Consider the following 19528-nt stretch of genomic DNA (forward strand, 5'->3'; position numbering starts at 1 on the left):
TGAATTATGAGTGAGCGGCGAACGCCTTGGGAAACTTGGCAAACGGGAGCTGCGATCAGGCGGGAAGGCCCTGGATGACGGAAGAATCGACCTCGCGGGATGCGGCTGCGGCCCCGCCTTCGGGCAAGGAGCGGCGGGCGGGCGCGCGCCCGACGCTTGCCGATATCGCGCAGGCCGCGGGCGTCACGCGGATGACCGTCTCCAACGCGCTCAACGGGCGCGGCGGTGTTTCCGATGACATGCGCGAACGGATCCGCGAGATCGCCCGTGAAAAGGGCTATGTCACCAACTGGGTCGCCAAGAAGCTTTCGGACAGTCGCAGCGGCTCGGAGACCGGGATCATCGGCGTGATCGCGGAAATCCACACGCCCTTCATGGGCGAGGTGGTCTCCGCCATCAGTGGCGCGGTGCGCGATCAGGGCCGCGACATGCTCGTCTACTCGCTGCCCGATCCGGGCAAGAGTTTCCCGGGAAACGTGCTCGACCTGCTTTTGCACGCGGTCGATGGCGTGATCGCGGTCATCCCGCGCGATACGCGCGACTTTCACATGCTGGCCGCGGCGGGGGTTCCAATGGTCGTGGTCGATCCTCTGAAGGAGACGATCGACATGCCCTCCGTTGCGGCCGACAGCTATGGCGGGGCATGCTGCGCGATGCGGCATCTGATCGAGCTGGGCCACCGGAAGATCGCGTTTCTGGCAGGGGAAGCCCGCCGTCTTTCCGCACAGGAGCGATTGCGCGGCTATCGCGATGTGCTGCGCGAAGCAGGTCTCGCTTATCGCGCGGAATATGTGGTCGAGGCGGGCTTCCTTCCCGAACCCGCGCGCCCGGCGACCGAAGGCCTGTTGGCGCTCGACGACCCGCCCACGGCGATCTTCGCGGGCAACGACGCGAGCGCGCTCAGCGCGATTTCCACGATCGAGCAAGCTGGATTGTCGGTGCCGGAGGATATTTCCGTGGTCGGTTTCGACGATGTCTCTCTGGCCTCGCAGGCGCGTCGCGGGCTGACCACGATCCGCCAGCCTTTCGCCGATATCGGCGCGGCCGCAGTGCAACTGCTGCTCGATCTGCGCGCGGGCGATCCTGAGGCGGCTACCCGTCACATCACGCTGCCGGTGGAACTGATCCGGCGCGAAACGACCGCGCCGCCGCGCGGGGATGGCTTGAGGCGCTGACTGAGCGGCAACGATGGCGGCTGGGAGCCGAACAGCCTGCGTTCGCTCAAAATCGGGGTCCGGGCGTGGTCAGGAGACCCAAATCGTGCCGGATGGCCGACATGGTCCATCCTGGCTGAGACGGACGGCGAAAGGGCTGCCGTGCCACACCGCACCCCGCGGAAAGCCTTAAAAGGCACGAGGCGGAGCGAAATATTCAGAGCGGGAGCGGGCACCGCCTCATCCCAGTTCTCTCCGCGTCCGTAACCTGACTCGAACCTCAAATCTTCTCCCGGAACACAGGCCCCCGGGAACGCGGCGGACCGATGGGTCCGATCGGTCTCCCCCTATTTCCCGACAACATGTCGATTGTATGATATTCCGCGTCGAACGATTGGAGCGTCTCCTTCATCGGCCCAGCTATTCTGCTGCAAACACAAGGGAAACCGGTGATGCAGTTGGCCGATACTCTGATAGACGCTCATGTCCATTTCTTCACGGGCTCCGATCTCGCGCGGATCTCGGCGTCGCTTCCCTATGCCCTTCCTGACCCGCATCCGCTCACGGGCTATCTGGATGCGCTGATCGATGCCGGGCTGGTGCCGCAGCTGATCAACAACGTGCATCTGAGCATCCTTCCCGATTCCGAGAATGTCTTCGCCTCCTTCGCCGAGCTCGAGGCGCTCGCGGCACGCAACCCTCAGCGCTATGGCGGTGTGCGGCTCGTGGGCACGATCCTCGCCGACCCCGCCTATGCGACCGCCGAGCGGCTTGCCCACCCGCAGGTCATGGGGCTGCGCTTCGTGCTGCATGATGCTGCGCCCGAAACGGTCGGGCCCGAGGATTACGCCTCGCGGGACTGGGAGGCGCTCTTCGCGCGTCTGCGCCCCGATCAGCACCTCCATATCTACGCACAGGAGCCCGAGACGAACCTGCGCGTGCTGCGCCAGCTTCCGCGCGGCCGGACGGTGATGATCGACCATCTGGGCACCTGCCGTCCGGAACGGGGTATCGACGACCCCGCCTATGTGGCGCTCCTCGACGAGGCGGTTGCGCGCGGCAATGTCTGGTTCAAGGGGCCGGGCTACCGCACCACGACCAAGCCGGAGGGAACCTTGCCTTTCGTGTTGCGGATCCTCGACCGGCTGGGTCCGGAGCGCCTTCTGCTGCAGGCGAGCGACGCGCCGCATGTCGGCAAGGATCAGTCCGGGCGCGCCTACAGCGCGACCTTCGATCCGCGCTCCGCATTTGATTACGTCTCGCGGCTCGCAGAGCTCGCCGCGGCACGCACCGGCATACCGTCCGGGCGCCTTCTGAACGGCGCACGGACGGAGATCTTCCCACCTCATCAATGAAAGCAGAACGATGACCAAGGTAATCGAAGAGGAATTCACCTTCCCGGTCGAATTCGCGGATGGCACATGCACGCTGCGCGGCTTCATCTTCCGGCCCGCCGAGCTGGACGAGAACAGCCGGGACCTGCCGCCCGTCGTGTTCAACTCGGGCTTCACTGGGGGCGTGTCGATGTATGGCCAGCTCGTCGGCAAGGCGCTGGCGAACCGCGGCTACCGCGTCACCACCTATGACGTGTCGGGTTTCTTCACCAACAAGGCCGCGCGCAACACGATGCGCGCTGGCGAGCAGACCGTGACCAATGTCAGCCTCGAGGACCAGAAGACCGAACTTCTCGCGCTGATCGACTGGACGCGTGCGCATTTCGGCCGGATGCCGGCCGTGGCCTCCTGGGCGATGGGCTCGGTGGCGAGCCTTGCGGCGATCACCGAACTGGCGCGCAACGGCGATGAGCAGGTGCCGTTCTACGTGCCGATGAACTACACCCGGCTTTCCGCGCTGCAGGGTCTGCGTGCGGACAAGGCGGGCGCGGATGCGGCCCTGCAAGCGCTCGACGACGATGCGGCGATCCCGCCCTTCGACACCGGCACCGAGGCGACGAAGCTGGGCTATTACCCGCTCGACCCGGCCACGCAGGCCTATGTCGATGAACAGCTGGGCAATTACACCGATGTCGGCGGCGTCGATCATTGGCCCGGCTGCAGCCATGTCACCGCGAAATCCTACAAGAGCTACGTCGCCTTCGATCCCGAAGCCGAGCTCGCCTCGGTCGGGGGCCGCTTCCCGCCCGCGCTGATCATCCACGGCAAGCAGAACACCCTGCATATGCCCGAGGAATCCGAGCGCCTCTCCGCCGCCTATCCCGGCGAGAAGGGCGATGCGGCCGTCGTGATCGAGGGAATGGAGCACGGCCAGCAGATGCAGGCCGACAATCCGGTCTTCCAGTCGATGATCTCGCGCATCGACGATGCGATCCGCGCTCACACGTGCTAAACGACCTCGCGGCCCGGAGTGCAATCCGGGCCGCTCCTTTCCCTGTTTCGCGTTGCCATGATCCCTGCACTTTCGCCTTCCGCTCCTGTCCTCTCGCGCGTGGCGCAGTTCTGCGCTGAATTGCGACTGCGCGATTTCGCGGGCGACATCTCCACGGGCGGCGGGGACCGGACGGTCATGGCGACCGACAACTCGATCTATCAGGTCACGCCGCAGGCGGTGCTCTACCCGCGCAATCGCGACGACCTCGTCAGGATCGCGAAGCTTCTCGCGCAGGATCGGTTCGCCGGGATCCATGTCGCGCCGCGCGGAGGCGGGACGGGCACGAACGGCCAGTCGCTGACCGACGGGATCGTGGTCGACCTGTCGCGGCACATGAACCGGGTCCTCGAAATCGACGTGGCCGCGCGGCGGGTGCGCGTCGAGCCGGGCGTGGTGAAGGATCAGCTCAATGCCGCGCTCGCGCCGCATGGCCTGTTCTTCGCCCCCGAGCTATCGACCTCGAACCGCGCCACGATCGGCGGAATGATTTCCACCGATGCGAGCGGGCAGGGTTCGTGCCTTTATGGCAAGACGCGCGATCATGTTCTCGGGCTTACCATGGTTCTCGCGGACGGATCTGTGTTCCGTTCGGGCCCGCTGTCGCGCGATGAGCTGGACAGGGCATGCCAACAGCCGGGTCTGGGTGGCAAGGTCTGCAACGCTCTCGACCGGATCGAGACCAAGAACGCGGATCTGATCGCGCGGACCTTCCCGCGCCTCAATCGTTGCCTGACCGGCTATGATCTGGCGCATCTGCGGCTGCCCGATGGCGGGCTCGATCTCAACGTGGTGCTGTGTGGGTCCGAAGGGACGCTCGGCTTCATCGCGCAGGCCGAACTGAACGTCGTGCCGATCCCTGCCTACTCGGCGGTCGCGACGATGCGCTATGACAGTTTCGATGCCGCCTTGCGCGATGCGCAGGTGCTGATGGGGTTCGGCCCGGCCTCGATCGAAACGGTGGACGAACATGTGCTTGCTCTGGCCCAGGAGGACGCGGTCTGGGCCAGCGTCGAGGTTTTCTTCCCCGAGGATCCGCAGGGGCTCGCGAAGGGCGTGAACCTCGTTGAATTCACCGGGGAGAGCCAGGAGCAGGTGGAGCGTGCGCTCGACGCCCTCGAGGAGGGGACACGCCGGGCGCCCAACCCGGCGCGGCGCGGCTACACGCTCGCGCGCGGGCGCGAGGAGACGAACCGGCTTTGGGACATGCGCAAGCGTGCGGTTGGGTTGTTGGGCAACATGAAGGGTGACCGCCGCCCCGTCGCCTTCGTCGAGGATACCGCCGTCCCGCCCGAACATCTGGCCGATTACATCGCCGAGTTCCGCGCGCTTCTCGACCGGCACCGGCTGGCCTACGGGATGTTCGGGCATGTCGATGCGGGCGTGCTGCATGTGCGTCCCGCACTCGACATGCGCGAAGCCGGGACAGAGGCGCTCGTGCGGGAGATCACAGAGGAGGTCGTGGCGCTGACGAAACGCTATGGCGGGCTGCTCTGGGGCGAACATGGCAAAGGTGTGCGGTCCGAATTCTCGCCCGCCTTCTTCGGCCCGCTCTATCCCGCGATTCAGGCGGTGAAGGCGGCTTTCGATCCGCGCAACCAGTTCAATCCCGGCAAGATCGCAGCGCCCGAAGGATCGAGCCTTCTCGCGATCGACGCGGTGCCGACCAAGGGGCAGAACGACCGCGCGATCCCGCAGGCGTGGCGCGAGGCGACCGACAATGCATTGCACTGCAACGGCAACGGCGCCTGTTTCAACTGGGATCCCGATGACGCGATGTGCCCGTCCTGGAAGGCGACGCGCGATCGCAGGCATTCCCCGAAGGGTCGGGCGCAACTGATGCGCGATTGGCTGCGCCGGCTGGCCCAGCAAGGCGTGGACCCGCTGGCCGAGGCACGGGGCTTGCGTGCGCGACCCGCTTGGCGCGCGCTTCCTGCCCGGATCTGGGCGACGTTGCGGCGGCGCGAGGACGATTTCTCGCATGAGGTCATGGAGGCGATGTCGGGCTGCCTTGCGTGCAAATCCTGCACCGGGGCCTGCCCGATCAAGGTCGATGTCCCGAGCTTCCGTGCGAAGTTCCTCGAGATCTATCACGGCCGCTACCTTCGGCCGCTGCGCCACCATCTCGTGGCACGGCTGGAAAGCATGCTTCCGCTTCTCTCGCGGCTCCCGCGTCTGAGCAATATGGCCTCGGCCGAGCCGTTCACCCGTCTGGTCGGGCTCGTTCACACGCCGAAACTCTCGACCGTGAACCTCAGGCGCGAACTGATGCGGCGCGGTGTCAGCTTCGCCGATCCCGAAACCCTGGCCGCGCTGCCGGAGGCGGACCGGAAGCGCAGCGTCGTGCTTGTGCCAGATGCCTTCATCCAGCATTACGAAACGCCCTTGCTGCTCGATGCGCTCGAGTTGCTGGCGATGCTCGGATACCGGCCCTGGCTGGCGCGCTACAGCCCGAACGGGAAGCCGCTCCATGTCCACGGCTTTCTCGGCGCGTTCCGGAAAGTCGCCACGCGCCATGCCGCCGAGTTGCGGGCGCTGGCTGAAAGCGGGGTCGATCTTGTCGGCCTCGATCCCTCGATGGTGCTGACCTACCGCTCGGAATATGCGGCGATATTGCCGAAGGGCGCGGCGCCGAAGGTCCGTCTCTTGCAGGAATGGTTGGCCGAGCGGCTCTCCGATCTGCCGCGCGTCTCTGCGGAAGAGGGGTTCGCGCTCCTGCCGCATTGCACCGAGCGCGCGCTTGCGCCCGGTGCGGTCGCGAACTGGCAGGCGATCTTCGCGGCCTGCGGGCTCGGTCTCGAGATCCGGCGCGCGGGGTGTTGCGGGATGGCGGGGACCTACGGCCACGAGGCCGAGCATCGGGCGCTCTCCGAGAAGATCTATGCGATGAGCTGGGCCGAACAGGTGAGCGCCGGAGGCGGCCCGGGCAACCTTCTTGCCGACGGGTTTTCCTGTCGCTGCCAGGTCCGCGAGATCGACGCGGTCACGCTGCGTCATCCGGTGCAGGCATTGCGCGACGTCTTGCGCGCTGGGGAGACGGTGACGGCGCGTTAAGCGCCGCTTGCAATCGGGTTGTCCCAAGAACAAGAATGGCGGATGGCCGAAACGACGCCCCAGACGAAACCCTGCTCAACGGCGTCCAGCGAAGGCCGGCGCCGCCCTATTCGCATCGGGCTTTTGCTGTTTCCGAATTTCTCGATGATGGCCTGCGCCTCGGCGAGCGAGCCCTTTCGCGCCGCGAACCGGCTTGCGGGCGAGACGCTTTATGATCTGCATATCCTCTCCAGCACCGGCGGCGCGATCAGTTCGAGCAGCGGCTTCAAGCTGGAAACGCAGGCGCTTGCCTTCGCGCCCGAGCTCGATCGGCTTTTCGTGGTGGCGAGCCTCGATATCGAGCAGTTGCACGACAAGACCGCGACCCGTTTCCTGCAGCGTTTCGCGATCACCGGAAAACCCATCGGGGCGCTGAGCAACGGGTCCTTCGTGCTCGCCCGCGCGGGGGTTCTCGACGGGTATCGCTGCACGCTTCACTGGGAATCCCTGGCGGAGTTCGGCGAGGAATTTCCGCTGATCGAGACCTGCCGCGAAATCTATGTGCGCGACCGCAACCGCTGGACCTGCGCAGGCGGGATCGCCGCGATCGATCTGATGCTGGAACAGGTCGCGACCGATTTTGGCGGCAACCTCGCAGCTGAGGTCGCCGAGCAGTTCCTGCACAGCCGCATTCGCGGCCCCGAGGAATTCCAGCGCATGGAGACGAAATGGCGCTACGGGGTGCGCGACGAGCGGATCAACGCGGCGATCCGCTGCATGGAGCACAATCTCGAGACGCTCGTCGAGATCAGCGACATCGCGCAGAAATGCAACCTCTCGCTGCGCCATATGGAGCGGCTCTGGCACAAGCATTTCGACATGACGCCGAAGCAGTTCTACATGCGGCTTCGCCTGAAGGAGGCGCAGCGTCTGCTCAAGGAAACCTCGGAGCCGATCGCCGGCATCGCGCTGCGCTGCGGCTTCGTGTCGGCCTCGCATCTGGGCGGCACCTATCGCCGCGCCTTCGGGCGCAGCCCCGGGGAGGAACGCCGGGTGATCTCACGCCGCTGAGACGCGCAACCGATCCGCAGGTGCGAGCAGAAGGTCGAGAAGGGCGGGCAGGTCGGTCGCCGGTCCCAGGTCCATGACCGCGGCTTCGATGGCCTGCGCGCGCGCAGCGCCCAGAACCGGTGTGGCGTAGTCGCGGAATTTCGCGCAGACGGTTTCCGGCGGCGCCGGATCTTCGGGGTCGCCCTGCGCCTCGGAGGGGCCCGAGGACAGGTGACGGCCGTCATGCAGGACCAATGTGACATCGGCAAAGCGCCGCGCGGGAAAAGCCGCGTTGAACCTGTCAGATTCGGCGAAATGGATGCGGTCGGCGAGGGCGTTTATCTCCTCGTCCTGCAGCGCCGCGGGGGCGACCTCTGCCGGTCCGAGCCGTCCTCGCACCAATGCGGCGGCGACAGGGAAGGCGGTCGAATATTGCGCCTCTTCCGTCGTGGCGGGATGGCGCACGGCCAGACGGATCGCCTGATGGAAGGTGGTGATCTCGATGCGGGCGATATCTTTCGCTTTCACCCCGTGCGCCCTGCGCAGATCGAGCGCCGCCTGCACCGAGGGCTGTGCCCAGCGGCAGACCGGGAAATGCTTGAAATACTGTTCGAAGATGCGCCAGCGCTGACCCAGGTCCCCCCAGGTTTCCGCCTGGTTCTCGGCCTCGACCGTGATCGCCGGGGCACCGGTGAAACCCGCCTGGGCGAGATAGGCCGCCGAAACGCCCGCCATCGCGCCCCAGCCCGAGCCGTCCTTCAGCATCGTCGGGTGGTCGATGCAGCGCATCATCTGGCTGCGCGGGCCGTGGAATTCGGCGATGCCGATCGCCTCGCGGGTCTGCGCGCCATTCAGTCGAAGCGTACGCGCCCCCAAGGCGGCCGTGGCGAGCGCGATCCAGGCACCCGAGGTATGGTAGTCGGTCGCGGAGGCGTGCAGCGCGATGCCCGCCCGGGTTCCGATCTCGTAGCCGATCACCAGCGCGGTCAGGAATTCCTCGGGCGCGGTGCTCCCCTGGGCCTCGGTGAGCGCGAGCAATGCGGGCAGGACGCCGCATCCGACATGGCCCTTGGTGAGCTTGTGCCCGTCATGGGCGTCGAGCGCGTCGATGGTCATGCCGCCTGCGAGCGCAGCGCCCGCCGGGCTGGTGACGCGCCCGTCGAAGAGGAGGCGCGCCCCTTTCGCGCCCGCGCCGAACTGCGCGGAAGCGTGGTCGCGGATGATCCGCGAGAGCGCGGTTCGAGACCCGCCTGCCGCCACGCCGATCAGGTCGAGAAGCCAGCGCCGCGCGAAATCGCGGATATCGGGGGTGAGGTCGTTCCAGCGCAGATCGTGGACGAATTCGGAGAAGGGCTGGGCCATGATGCGACCTGAGGAGAGGGGTGAGAAGCGGCGTGGTCAGTCGTCGTTGCGCACGAAATCGGGCACGCCGAGTTTCTCGATCAACCGGTCCGTCTCGCGCATCACGAGCGAGATATTGCTGTCGCGAACGGTCGGCAGGAGGTGGCGCGCGCGCCGAACCTCGTTGAAGTTCAGTTCCGCGGTGATCAGTTCTTCCTCGCTCCCGGCGACGGCGAGTTCGCGCCCGAACGGGTCGAGGATCCGAGAACCGCCCCAAAAGGTCAGGTCCCGCTCGACGCCGGTGCGGTTCACCATGATGCTCGGCGCGCCATACATCATCGAATAGAAGCGCATCGTCAGCGCCCAGCCGCTGGGATTGTCGAAATCGATCCCCACCGCCTCGACGCCCGAGCTGACCGGACACATCAGCAGCGTCGCGCCATGCAGGAAGCTCAGATGGACGAGCGCGGGATTCCAGAGATCGGCGCAGATGAGCAGGCCCGCGCACCAGTCCTCGTCAAGGTTGTGGGTCTCGACGAAACGGCCGGAGGCGTAGTATTTGCCCTCTTCGAGCTTGCCGTAAGTCGGCAGGTTCACCTTGCGGTGCAGGTGGCGCATCTTGCCGTTCTGCAGGAGGGCGGAGGCATTGTAGAACTGCGCCGCGGCGCCTTCCTCGATGAACCCGAGCACCACCGCCATGTCGCCCGCCGCGTCCGCGAGCCGCTTGAGGCGGTGATCGTTGCGCTTCATCGCGGCATCGAGGAGCCGCTCGGGCCCGTAGTGACCGGTGAGCGACAGTTCCGGCATCACCAGCAGATCGAGCCCCTCCGCGCGGCCTTGCGCGATCCAGTCGAGATGGCGGTCCATATTCGCATCCACATCGCCGATTTCGCTGGCGAATTGTGCTGCGCCGACCCGTAGAATGCGCTTGTCCATGCCCGTGCACCTCGATGGGAGGAGGGCGGGACGCTCCTGCGCCCCGCCCGTCATGTGTCAGATCAGACCGTTTTCCTTGAGGAACCCGTCTGCGACATTCTCGACCGAAACCTTGTCGACATCCACCTTCGCATTGAGGCCGGACATCACCTTGTCGGTCAGCTTGTCGGAAACCGCGTTCATCAGTTCCGCGAGTTCCGGATGCGCGTCGAGAACGTCCTTGCGGATGACGGGGGCCAGCGCATAGGCCGGGAAATAGCCCTTGTCATCCTTGAGCGTGACGAAATCGAAGGCGGGAATGCGGCCATCGGTCGCGAAGACCACGCCGACATCGACCTGCTTGTCCTTCAGCGCCTGGTAGACGAGGCCGGAATCCATCCGCTTGATATTGGCGCGGCCGAAATCGAAGCCGTAATCGTCCTGGAGGGGCTTTAGCCCGTCGGGGCGGGCGTAGAATTCGGCGTTCGAGGCGAGGGTCAGGTTCGCGCCCCCGTTCTCCTTCGCCGCGAGATCGGAGATCGAGGAGATCCCGAGTTTCTCGGCCTCGGCTGCGCGCATCGCCAGCGCATAGGTATTGTTCGCTTCCGAGGGCTTGAGCCAGACGATACCCTTCTTCGCGTCGAGCTCCTTGACCTTGTCATAGGTCTCCTGCGCGTTCAGCTTGTCGGTCACCTTGTTATAGGTGATCAGCGAGGTGCCGGTATATTCCCAGTAGATGTCGATCTGGCCGTTCTCCATCGCCTGCCGCACCGCGGCCGACCCCATCCCCGAGCGGTCGGTGACGGAATAGCCCTTGGCGCTCAGATACTGCTCGGTGATCGAGGCCAGGATCTGCTGTTCGGTGAAGTTCTTGCCGCCGACGACGATTTCCTCGGCCTGAACGCTGCCCGCCGCGCCGATCAGCGCTGCGCTCAGAAAGGCCGCCTTGAGATAGTGAAACATGTCGTTCCCTCCGTGTTGTGTGAATTGGTTCTTCTTGTTTCAGTTGGCCCGCGGCTCTAGCGCAGCGGGTTCACTCCCTTGGGCACCAGCCGCAGCTGTGCCTGTCCCATCATGAAATCGACCATCACGGCGAGCGCGGCGGTCGGGATCGCCCCCGCGAGCAGCATCCCCGTATCCATGAGGTCGATCCCCGTGAAGATCAGCTCTCCCAGGCCGCCGCCGCCGATCAGGAAGGCGAGCGGCGTGGTGCCGACATTGATCGCAAGCGCCGTGCGCACGCCCGAGAAGATGACGTAGAGCGCATTGGGAAGTTCGACCCGAAAGAGGATCTGGCGCGGGGTCATGCCCATGCCGGTTGCGGCTTCCTTCAGATGCGGCGGCACCGCGAGCAGGCCGGTATAGGTGTTGCGCACGATCGGCAGCAGCGAGGCGACGAAGAGGCCGAAGAATGCCGGGGCGAAGCCGATGCCGAGGATGGTCATCGACAATGCGATCACCGCGAGGGTCGGGATGGTGGTGCCGATATTGAAGACCTGCATCACCGTCTCGGCGTAACGCTCCATCGCCGGGCGCGAGAGCCAGATGCCCGCGGGAATGCCCAGGAGGATCGCGGCGGCACCCGAGGCGCCGACAAGCACCATATGCTGTTTCGAGAGATAGACGATGTCGTCCCAGTTATCCGCGATCTGCCCGAGCAGCCCGGAGCTGCAAACCCAGATCCCCAGGCCGAACATGACGAGCAATTGCACGTTGCGGCCTATCCCCGTTGCCTGTCGCACCATGCCCATTGTCCTCAGTTCATCTCGGAACGCTTGTAGGTCTCACCGAGCGCCGCGGTGACCGCGGGCTGGGTGACGATCCCGGCGAAACGGCCCTTGTCATCGGTGCAGGCCAGCCACATCACGTCATTGGCGAACATCTCCGAGACCACGGCGCGAAGATCGGCGCGCACCGGAACGGTCGCGGGCAGGGCATGGGCGAAATCGGTGATCGAGCCGTCCGCGCCCTCCATCTCCTCGGCGGTCACATAGCCCACCGGGCGGTGATCGGCGTCGATCACCACGATGATGCGGCTGTCGCTGCTGCGTGCGGCGTTGCGGGCCTCTTGCGGGGTGGCGCGGCGCGACACGACCGGGCAATTGCGATCCGTGACCTCTTCGGCCGTGACCAGCCGAAGCCGCTTGAGCGTCCGATCCGCTCCGACGAAATCCGCCACGAACGGGTTCGCGGGATGTGCGAGGATCTTGTCGGGGGCGTCGAACTGCTCGATCTTTCCCGCGCGGAAGATCGCGATCTTGTCGCCCATCTTCACCGCCTCGTCGATATCGTGGCTGACGAACATGATCGTCTTCTTCAGCTCTGCCTGCATCTTGAGGAACTCGTCCTGGATGATCTCGCGGTTGATCGGGTCGATTGCACCGAAGGGTTCGTCCATCAGCATTACCGGCGGATCGGCCGCCAGCGCCCGGATCACGCCGATCCGCTGCTGCTGGCCGCCCGAAAGTTCCTTCGGGTAGCGATGCAGGAATTGCCGCGGGTCGAGACCCACGAGGTCGATCAGCTCCGCCGCGCGCGCCTTGGCGCGCTTGATGTCCCAGCCGAGCATTTTCGGCACGACGCAGATGTTCTGTTCAACCGTCATGTTCGGGAAGAGGCCGATCTGCTGGATCACGTAGCCGATCTGGCGGCGCAGCTCGATATCGTTGAGCCCCGAGGTATCCTCGCCGTTGATCAGGATCCGTCCGCTGGTCGGCGGGATCAGCCGGTTGATCATCTTCAGTGCGGTCGTCTTGCCGCAGCCGGAAGGACCGAGCAGCACGCAGATCTCGCCGCTGGGGACCGTCATGTTGACCTTGTCGGCCGCCACGATCGTCGTGCTGGGCAAGGTGAAGGTCTTGGTCAGGTTCTCAAGCTGGATCATGGATTTGGTCCTTCGAAACTTTGGCGGGGCCGGTCAGTGCTTCAGCCCGGCGGGCGTGAGGCGCTTTTGAAGCTGCAACAGCGCCCAATCGGCAACGATCGCGAGAAGAGAGACGGCCAGCGCCCCGGTGATGAGCTGGCGCGGATCGGTCTGGCTGATCCCGCGCGAAATCAGCACGCCCAGACCGCCGGCGCCGATATAGGCGGCAATCGCGGCGACATCGATATTCATCACCACGGCTGTGCGCACCCCGGCCATGATCACCGGCACGGCGATCGGGATCTCGACCTGCCAGAGGCGCTGGGCCGCGGTCATGCCCATCCCCTTCGCTGCTTCGCGCAGGGCCGGGTCGACATTGGTGATGGCCGTGTAGGTGTTGCGCACGATCGGCAGCTGCGAATAGAGCAGGATCGCGATCACGGCGGGCAACCAGCCGATGCCCTGGCCGATATGCGACAGGATCGGGATCATCAGGCCGAACAGGGCGATCGAGGGGATCGTGACGATGATCGAGGCGACGTAGAGAACCGTATCCGCAACCCGCCTGTTCTGCGTGATCGCGATTCCGATCGGCACGCCGGTGAGAATGGCCAGCCCGACAGCTACGCCGACGATCGTGATATGCTCAAAGGCCATACCCAGGATCGACGACCAGTTGTTCGCGATGAATTGGATGATCTCCATTCGTCCTCCGAACTCGAAAAGCCGCGCATCTCCGCCAATACGCGTTCGATTTCGAAGGACGTTAGACCAATCAATTGATGTGCCGCTGACAGAGTTCCGCCACGTAATAGCATTAAACCGCCATTTCTTAATCTTTGCGGTGCGAGTGGAGGCCGTGGCATCCGAGGCCAGGCGCGTTTCCAGGCTCCGGGGGCTTTGCTCTGGGGCGCCAGCGATGGGGGCGCCTGCGCCGGGGGGAAGGCTTCCCGGCGCAGGCGTTTTGCGGTCAGAGCTTTGCGATGGGTGCTATCCGCATCCCCAGGCGCTCCAGCAATTGCGCATCCTCCTGCGCAGAGGGATTTCCCGTGGTCAGGAGCTGGTCGCCGACGAAGATCGAATTCGCCCCGGCAAGGAAGCAGAGCGCTTGCAATGTGTCGCTCATGCCGGTCCGACCAGCCGAAAGCCGCACCACCGAGGCCGGCATCAGGATCCGTGCGAGTGCGATGATACGCACGAGATCGAACGGATCCACCGGACGCGCGCGCGCCTGCACCGGCACCCCGTCGATCTCGTTCCAGAGGTTGACCGGCACGCTCTCGGGGTGGCTGGGAAGGTTCGCGAGCGTCACCACCATCGAGATCCGGTCGGTTTCCGCTTCGCCCATGCCGATGATGCCGCCGCTGCAGACCTTGATGCCGCCCTTGCGGACATGTTCGAGAGTGTCGAGCCTGTCCTCCATCGTCCGGGTGGATGCGATCTCGCGGTAATAGGCAGGCGAGGTGTCGATATTGTGGTTGTAGAAGTCGAGCCCGGCCGCCTTCAGGCGGGTGACCTGTTCGGGCGAGAGCATCCCGAGGGTCATGCAGGTCTCGAGCCCCAGATCGGTCACGCCCTGGACCATGTCGCAAAGGCTGTCCATGTCGCGGTCTTTCGGACTGCGCCAGGCGGCGCCCATGCAGAACCGCTGCGCGCCCGCCTCCTTGGCGCGCTTGGCCGCGGCCAGCACCTCGTCGGTGCCCATCAGCTTGGTCGCCTTCACGCCGGTCTCGTGATGGGCGGATTGCGAGCAATAGCCGCAATCCTCGGGGCACCCCCCGGTCTTGATCGAGAGAAGGCTCGCGGTCTCGATCGCGGTCGGATCGAAATGCGCGCGATGGGTGGCCTGGGCCCGTGCGATCAGGTCGGGGAAGGGCAGGGCGTGGATCGCCCGTGCCTCCTCCATCGTCCAGTCGGTGCGGATCATGACCGGCCCGCTCTCACGCGGCTGATGCCCGACACGAGCGTGCTCGCCAGTGCGATCTTGATCAGGTCGCCGAGGATGAAGGGCGTGAAGCCCGCCGCAAGGAGTTTCGGCGCCGGGACGAACACGGCCAGCCAGGCAAGCCCGGCCGCATAGACGATCGCGAGTCCGGCAAGCATCGCCGCCGCCTGGCCGATCCAGCCGCGGCCTTGCGCGAGCCAGCCGACCAGTCCCGCGGCCATGAGATATCCCAGCAGGTAGCCGCCCGTGGGGCCCGCCATGTAGGCAAGGCCGATGCCGCGCTCGGGGGAGCCTGCGAAGACCGGGAACCCCATCGCGCCCAGGCCGAGATAGGCCGCCATCGACGCGAGGCCCAGCCGGGGGCCGAGGGTCGCTGCAACGAGGAAGACCGCGAGCGTGTGCAGGGTCATCGGCACGGGCCAGAACGGGATCTGGACCTTCGCGCCAAGGGTGATCAGCAGCGCCCCGGCAATCGCGAGACCGAGGGGGCGCGAGGCGGAGGCCGTGCGGGCGAGAAGCGGGGTGTGAGATGCCATGAGCATGTCCTTTGAAGAGGGCAATCTGAGCGATCTACACTTAGGAAAATTCTTCGCCCTCTTCGCAATCAGCTTTATAGATAATTATCCGGAAATTTCGTAAGTCTCGATCGGATTGGCGTTTTTCGAGGCCGCCTTGCGCTTGCCGATCCATCCGACATGGCGCGCGAGGGTCGTGCAGGCGCGTTCGGTCTGCCCCTTGCGCAGCGCGTCGAGGATCGCGAGGTGGTCGTGATCGGTGCGCGCCTCCCAGTCGCGCCGCCACGCGATGAACAGGAAGCGCGCGCTGGCGGCCTGCAGGTCGTCGATGGTCCGCAAGAGGCGGGGCATGCGGCATGGCGCAAGGATCAGCCGGTGAAAATGGCGGTTCGCGGCTTCCCAGTCGCGCACGTTCTCGGCGCTGTCCCCATGGCGCGTCACCCGTTCCGCTTCGGCCAGTACGGCGTTGTTTATATTGGGAGCCGCGTGCCGCAAGGCGAGGGCCTCTAGGCTTGCGCGCATTTCCGCGACCTCCCGGATCTCGGCCACGTCGAACTCGCTGACGCGAAATCCGCGTCGGGGCAGGCTCTCGGCGAGGCCTTGCGCTTCGAGCTGCCGGAAGGCCTCGCGCACCGGGACATGGCTCGCGCCGAATTCAAGCGCGATGTGGTCCTGTCTCAAGCGGGCGCCCGGGGGAATCTCGCCGGAGACGATCCTGTCGGCGAGGATGCGGCTGATCCGGGCGGAGCTGGTTTCTTTCGTCTGCGTCTTCATCGTTTTATAGATAAAATAACGAAGCCGCGCTGTCGAGGCAGGATCGGCGGCTCGTATGGGCCCGATATCCGCACCTCAAACCCGATCCGGCTTCTGCCTCCGCCTCCAGTGCAAGGAAGCCCGCGCATTGAGGGGCGCCCGCAGAAAGCAGCCAAATGAAACGGCGCCCGACCATCGAAGGCCGGGCGCCGATCTTGCTTGGGCTTAGCGCGGAGCCGCCTCAGGCGACGCGATCCCAGAACCGGACCGCATGGGTTTTCTTCATGAAGGTCTTCGCCTTCCCGGCCGCGCTCAGGGGCACCACGCCGTCATCGGGCTCGACCGATGCCGCTTTCAACAGCGCCTCCGCCTCGGGCGAGATGGCGATGAATTTCGCATGGCCAAATGCGTCCGCGGCGAATTGCTTGCCCGGCAGCATCGACGACAGTTTCTCGGCGCCCTCTTCGCTGCACAGGATCGCGACGGCGTCGTAGAGAACCGAGGGCCCGCCATCGATCTTCTGATTTGCCTCGATCTTCTTTCCACCAGCGGTGGTGATCCCGCCGACCTGGGGGGCGACGATCTCGATCATCCCGCCTTCGGCTTCCACGGCTTCCACGAGCGCCTCATAGAGGGCGTCGTCCGCACCGTCGGTCATCAGGATCCCGAGCTTGCGCCCCTTGAAGCTGTCCGGCCCGTTCTTCAACAGCGACAGCGCCGGGGAGTCGGCAAGATCCTTGGGGGCGCGGGCCGGTTCGGCCGGATCGGGAAGATCGTGCCCCAGCCCCTCGGCGACGTGCTTGGCCAGATCTTCGTCGATCAGCTGCAGATGCCCGAGGATCCGCATGCGGATATCCTTGGTGACGCATTTCGACAGCTCGAAGGTGATGGCATCGCCGATATGGGCCTGCTCGACCGGGGTCTGGCTCCGGTAGAACTGACGCGCCTGGCTGTAATGGTCGTCGAAGCTCTCGGCGCGCAGGCGGCGCTTTTCGCCCGACACCTCTTCGCGGTAGCTCTTGAAGCCGCGCTTCGGGTCGGCACGCGGGCCGCCCTCGTCCCAGCTGTTGGGCTCGTAATTCGCGCGCCCTTTCGGATTGTGCATGGCCATGTGGCCGTCCTGCTGGAAATGGTGGAACGGGCAGCGCGGGGCGTTGATCGGAATATGGGTGAAGTTGGGGCCGCCGAGCCGCTTGGTCTGCGTGTCGAGATAGGAGAAGTTGCGCCCCTGCAGGAGCGGGTCGTTGGTGAAGTCGATCCCGGGCACGATGTTCTGGGTGCAGAACGCCACCTGTTCGGTCTCGGCGAAGAAGTTGTCGACCACGCGATCCAGCACCAGCCGCCCGATGATCCGGACCGGGCAGTCCTCTTCGGGGATGAGCTTGGTCGCATCGAGCACGTCGAAGTCGAACTTGTCCGCGAATTCGTCGTCAAAGACCTGAACGCCAAGCTCCCATTCGGGGAAGTCGCCCGCCCGGATCGCATCCCAGAGGTCGCGGCGATGGAAATCGGGATCGGCGCCATTGATCTTCACGGCCTCGTCCCAGACCACCGACTGCAGGCCGAGCTTGGGTTTCCAGTGGAATTTCACGAAATGGCTCTCGCCTTCCTCGTTCACGAAGCGGAAGGTGTGAACGCCGAAGCCTTCCATGAAACGGAAGGAGCGCGGGATCGCCCGGTCGGACATGACCCACATCAGCATGTGCATCGATTCCGGCATGAGCGAGATGAAATCCCAGAAATTGTCATGCGCCGACTGGGCCTGCGGGAAGCCGCGATCGGGTTCCTGCTTCACCGAGTGGATCAGGTCGGGGAATTTCATCGCATCCTGGATGAAGAACACCGGGATGTTGTTGCCGACGATGTCCCAGTTGCCCTCCTCGGTATAGAGCTTCACCGCGAAACCGCGCACGTCGCGGGCGACGTCGAACGACCCCTTGTTGCCGGCCACGGTCGAGAACCGGACGAAGGCGGGCGTGCGCTTGCCCTTCTCCTGGAACAGGTTGGCGCGGGTGAGTTCCGGGATCGGGTCGGTGCACTCGAAATAGCCATGCGCCCCGTAACCGCGCGCATGCACGACCCGCTCGGGGATGCGTTCGTGATCGAAATGGAAGATTTTCTCGCGGAAGTGGAAGTCTTCGAGCAGCGCCGGCCCGCGCGATCCGGCGCGCAGCGTGTTCTGATCGTCGGAGACCGGCACACCCTGCGCCGTCGTCATCACCGGGGCTTCGGGACGCGTCTGGTGAAGTTCGCCCCCGGCACCCGTCTGAGTGGGATACTTCGCGGTGTCGTTGGTCTTCTGCGTCTCGGCTGTCGTCGGGTAGAGATCTTTCTGATCGGCCATGGGATCGCTTCCTGATTGGAGGTTGCAGATGCGTGGGGTCGAAACACCCGGCCAGAGAGAGAATTTCCGGGCATGCTCTATCCACTGGAAGTCCCGCACGGGACATAGCTGGAACGTCGCAGCCGAGGCGTTGTTCCGCGCGGGTTCTCTCGCCGAGAGCGCGGGGGCTTGGCGTTGTATCCCCCGCCCCCGCGAGCTCGCTTCGGAGAAAGAACCGAACTTCCGCATGGGCTTTTTTGAGCGAGGAAATTAAGGCGCGGCGGGGTGTGGGGGGATGGATCGCCGAGCCGGGTTCGGGGCGAACGGCCCATTGCGCCGGGCGGCGGAGAATGGCCGATCGCCCTGCGGTTGGTGCCGCCGAAGCCTGAACCGCAGAACGTGCGCGCCCTGCGTTTTACATCCTCGCGGGGCCGCGGCGAGAGGCTCTCGGTTGCTAGACGCTGCCGATCTCGCTCTGCCAGCGCTGGAAATGGCGTCTCAGGGCGGAGCTGTCCGTCGGATCGGAATGGGGCTGGGGTTCTGGCGGCGGGCGCGGCGGCAGCGCGCGCAGCGCCGCGTCCGCCCAAGAACCGCGCCGAGGGCACCGGCTCGAAGCCTCGTTCGATGCGATGCTCGCCCGGGAATTCGACCGCGCGCCATGATGTCCCGGAAGGACGCGCGCTCGTCTCAGAGCTCGAAAGCTATCAGTCGAAGGCCGCGCAGCGGGGCTAGGCGGCCTCGCCCTGCGGATCGCGTGGTGAGGCCGTTCGGCGGTCGCCGAAGTCAGTGGCGTGCGAGCACCGCCGAGAGTTTCTCCTGCATCATCGGAATGCTGAGTGCCGCGAAGTTCCGGCTGATCACGCGCGTGACCTTTTGCGCCAGATCCGGCGGCATCGTGTCGCGCATCACGCCCAGCATCCGCGGCGAGGCCACGAGCGTCAGGGTTTCGAACTCCCCCGCCTGACGGTGCTGCTCGAGCCGGTCGATCAGCTCCTTGGCGAAGCCTACGTCCTGCAGATGGCCGAGATCCCCGTGCGGCTCGAGCGCCGAGCGCCGGCCAGCCGCCCCCGAGGAGAAACTCCGCCCGGGCTTGTCCGCCATCACGTCTTGCGGTTTCTGCCGGGGGTGCTCGATCTCGAAGGCGATTTCAGCGGGGTGGTGCGGCTCCGGCGTCGAGGTCAGTACCCGCGCCGCGCTCGAATTCATCACCACGATCCATTCGTCGGAAACAGGCTGTTTCATCGCTCACCT

The 19528-nt window shown here is 65.4% G+C and carries 16 protein-coding genes; 5 read left to right on the forward strand and 11 right to left on the reverse strand.

Translation table 11 applies throughout. From position 1 onward, the window contains the following. The first annotated feature begins 74 nt into the window (after window positions 1–74). From DW2_RS15320 to DW2_RS15340, 5 genes are all read left to right on the forward strand, one after another. Window positions 75–1175: a LacI family DNA-binding transcriptional regulator gene (locus DW2_RS15320; protein ID WP_051856197.1), complete on the forward strand. Its 1101-nt coding sequence runs from the start codon at window positions 75–77 to the stop codon at window positions 1173–1175. 431 nt (window positions 1176–1606) lie between these two features. After that, window positions 1607–2509, forward strand: coding sequence for an amidohydrolase family protein (locus DW2_RS15325; protein WP_038147960.1), 903 nt, complete (start codon window positions 1607–1609; stop codon window positions 2507–2509). A 10-nt stretch (window positions 2510–2519) separates the two neighbouring features. After that, entirely contained in the window at window positions 2520–3500 is a 981-nt protein-coding gene (locus DW2_RS15330) for an alpha/beta fold hydrolase (RefSeq protein WP_038147961.1), read from the forward strand. A gap of 57 nt (window positions 3501–3557) precedes the next feature. Continuing rightward, the gene (ydiJ, locus tag DW2_RS15335) at window positions 3558–6593 is read left to right on the forward strand and encodes a D-2-hydroxyglutarate dehydrogenase YdiJ (protein ID WP_038147962.1); all 3036 of its coding nucleotides are present in this window, start codon (window positions 3558–3560) and stop codon (window positions 6591–6593) included. A gap of 123 nt (window positions 6594–6716) precedes the next feature. Next, on the forward strand, window positions 6717–7643 hold the full coding sequence (locus DW2_RS15340) for a GlxA family transcriptional regulator (RefSeq protein ID WP_202900124.1): 927 nt from the start codon (window positions 6717–6719) through the stop codon (window positions 7641–7643). Here DW2_RS15340 and DW2_RS15345 read toward each other — a convergent pair. The 11 genes from DW2_RS15345 to DW2_RS19155 all read right to left on the reverse strand — a co-directional run bounded on the left by DW2_RS15345 (window position 7632) and on the right by DW2_RS19155 (window position 19519). Beyond that, window positions 7632–8984, reverse strand: coding sequence for an MmgE/PrpD family protein (locus tag DW2_RS15345; RefSeq protein WP_038147963.1), 1353 nt, complete (start codon window positions 8982–8984; stop codon window positions 7632–7634). The genes DW2_RS15340 and DW2_RS15345 overlap by 12 nt on opposite strands. Window positions 8985–9020: 36 nt before the next feature. Further along, window positions 9021–9899: a nitrilase-related carbon-nitrogen hydrolase gene (locus DW2_RS15350; RefSeq protein ID WP_038147964.1), complete on the reverse strand. Its 879-nt coding sequence runs from the start codon at window positions 9897–9899 to the stop codon at window positions 9021–9023. Window positions 9900–9956: 57 nt separating this feature from the next. Continuing rightward, complete coding sequence (locus DW2_RS15355; protein ID WP_038147965.1) at window positions 9957–10841, reverse strand: glycine betaine ABC transporter substrate-binding protein; 885 nt, start codon at window positions 10839–10841, stop codon at window positions 9957–9959. Window positions 10842–10897: 56 nt separating this feature from the next. Beyond that, entirely contained in the window at window positions 10898–11623 is a 726-nt protein-coding gene (locus DW2_RS15360) for an ABC transporter permease (protein ID WP_038148046.1), read from the reverse strand. A gap of 11 nt (window positions 11624–11634) precedes the next feature. Next, on the reverse strand, window positions 11635–12762 hold the full coding sequence (locus DW2_RS15365; RefSeq protein ID WP_038147966.1) for an osmoprotectant ABC transporter ATP-binding protein OsmV: 1128 nt from the start codon (window positions 12760–12762) through the stop codon (window positions 11635–11637). Between the two features lie 33 nt (window positions 12763–12795). Further along, the gene (locus DW2_RS15370) at window positions 12796–13446 is read right to left on the reverse strand and encodes an ABC transporter permease (protein WP_038147967.1); all 651 of its coding nucleotides are present in this window, start codon (window positions 13444–13446) and stop codon (window positions 12796–12798) included. A 265-nt stretch (window positions 13447–13711) separates the two neighbouring features. After that, window positions 13712–14668, reverse strand: coding sequence for a biotin synthase BioB (bioB, locus tag DW2_RS15375; protein ID WP_038147968.1), 957 nt, complete (start codon window positions 14666–14668; stop codon window positions 13712–13714). Continuing rightward, window positions 14665–15222 (reverse strand): biotin transporter BioY, encoded by a 558-nt coding sequence (locus DW2_RS15380; protein WP_038147969.1) that lies wholly within the window; start codon window positions 15220–15222, stop codon window positions 14665–14667. Before DW2_RS15380 ends, bioB begins: the two co-directional genes overlap by 4 nt. 84 nt (window positions 15223–15306) lie before the next feature. Further along, on the reverse strand, window positions 15307–15975 hold the full coding sequence (locus DW2_RS15385; RefSeq protein ID WP_038147970.1) for a GntR family transcriptional regulator: 669 nt from the start codon (window positions 15973–15975) through the stop codon (window positions 15307–15309). Window positions 15976–16195: 220 nt separating this feature from the next. Continuing rightward, window positions 16196–18298 carry a catalase gene (locus tag DW2_RS15390; RefSeq protein WP_038147971.1) on the reverse strand — a complete coding sequence of 701 codons (2103 nt, stop codon included), beginning with the start codon at window positions 18296–18298 and terminating at the stop codon, window positions 16196–16198. Between the two features lie 762 nt (window positions 18299–19060). Next, window positions 19061–19519, reverse strand: a complete 459-nt coding sequence (locus DW2_RS19155; RefSeq protein ID WP_051856200.1) for a host attachment protein — start codon at window positions 19517–19519, stop codon at window positions 19061–19063. Between the last annotated feature and the right edge of the window lie 9 nt (window positions 19520–19528).

This window comes from Thioclava atlantica, from assembly GCF_000737065.1.
In the GTDB taxonomy this organism is placed as follows: domain Bacteria; phylum Pseudomonadota; class Alphaproteobacteria; order Rhodobacterales; family Rhodobacteraceae; genus Thioclava; species Thioclava atlantica.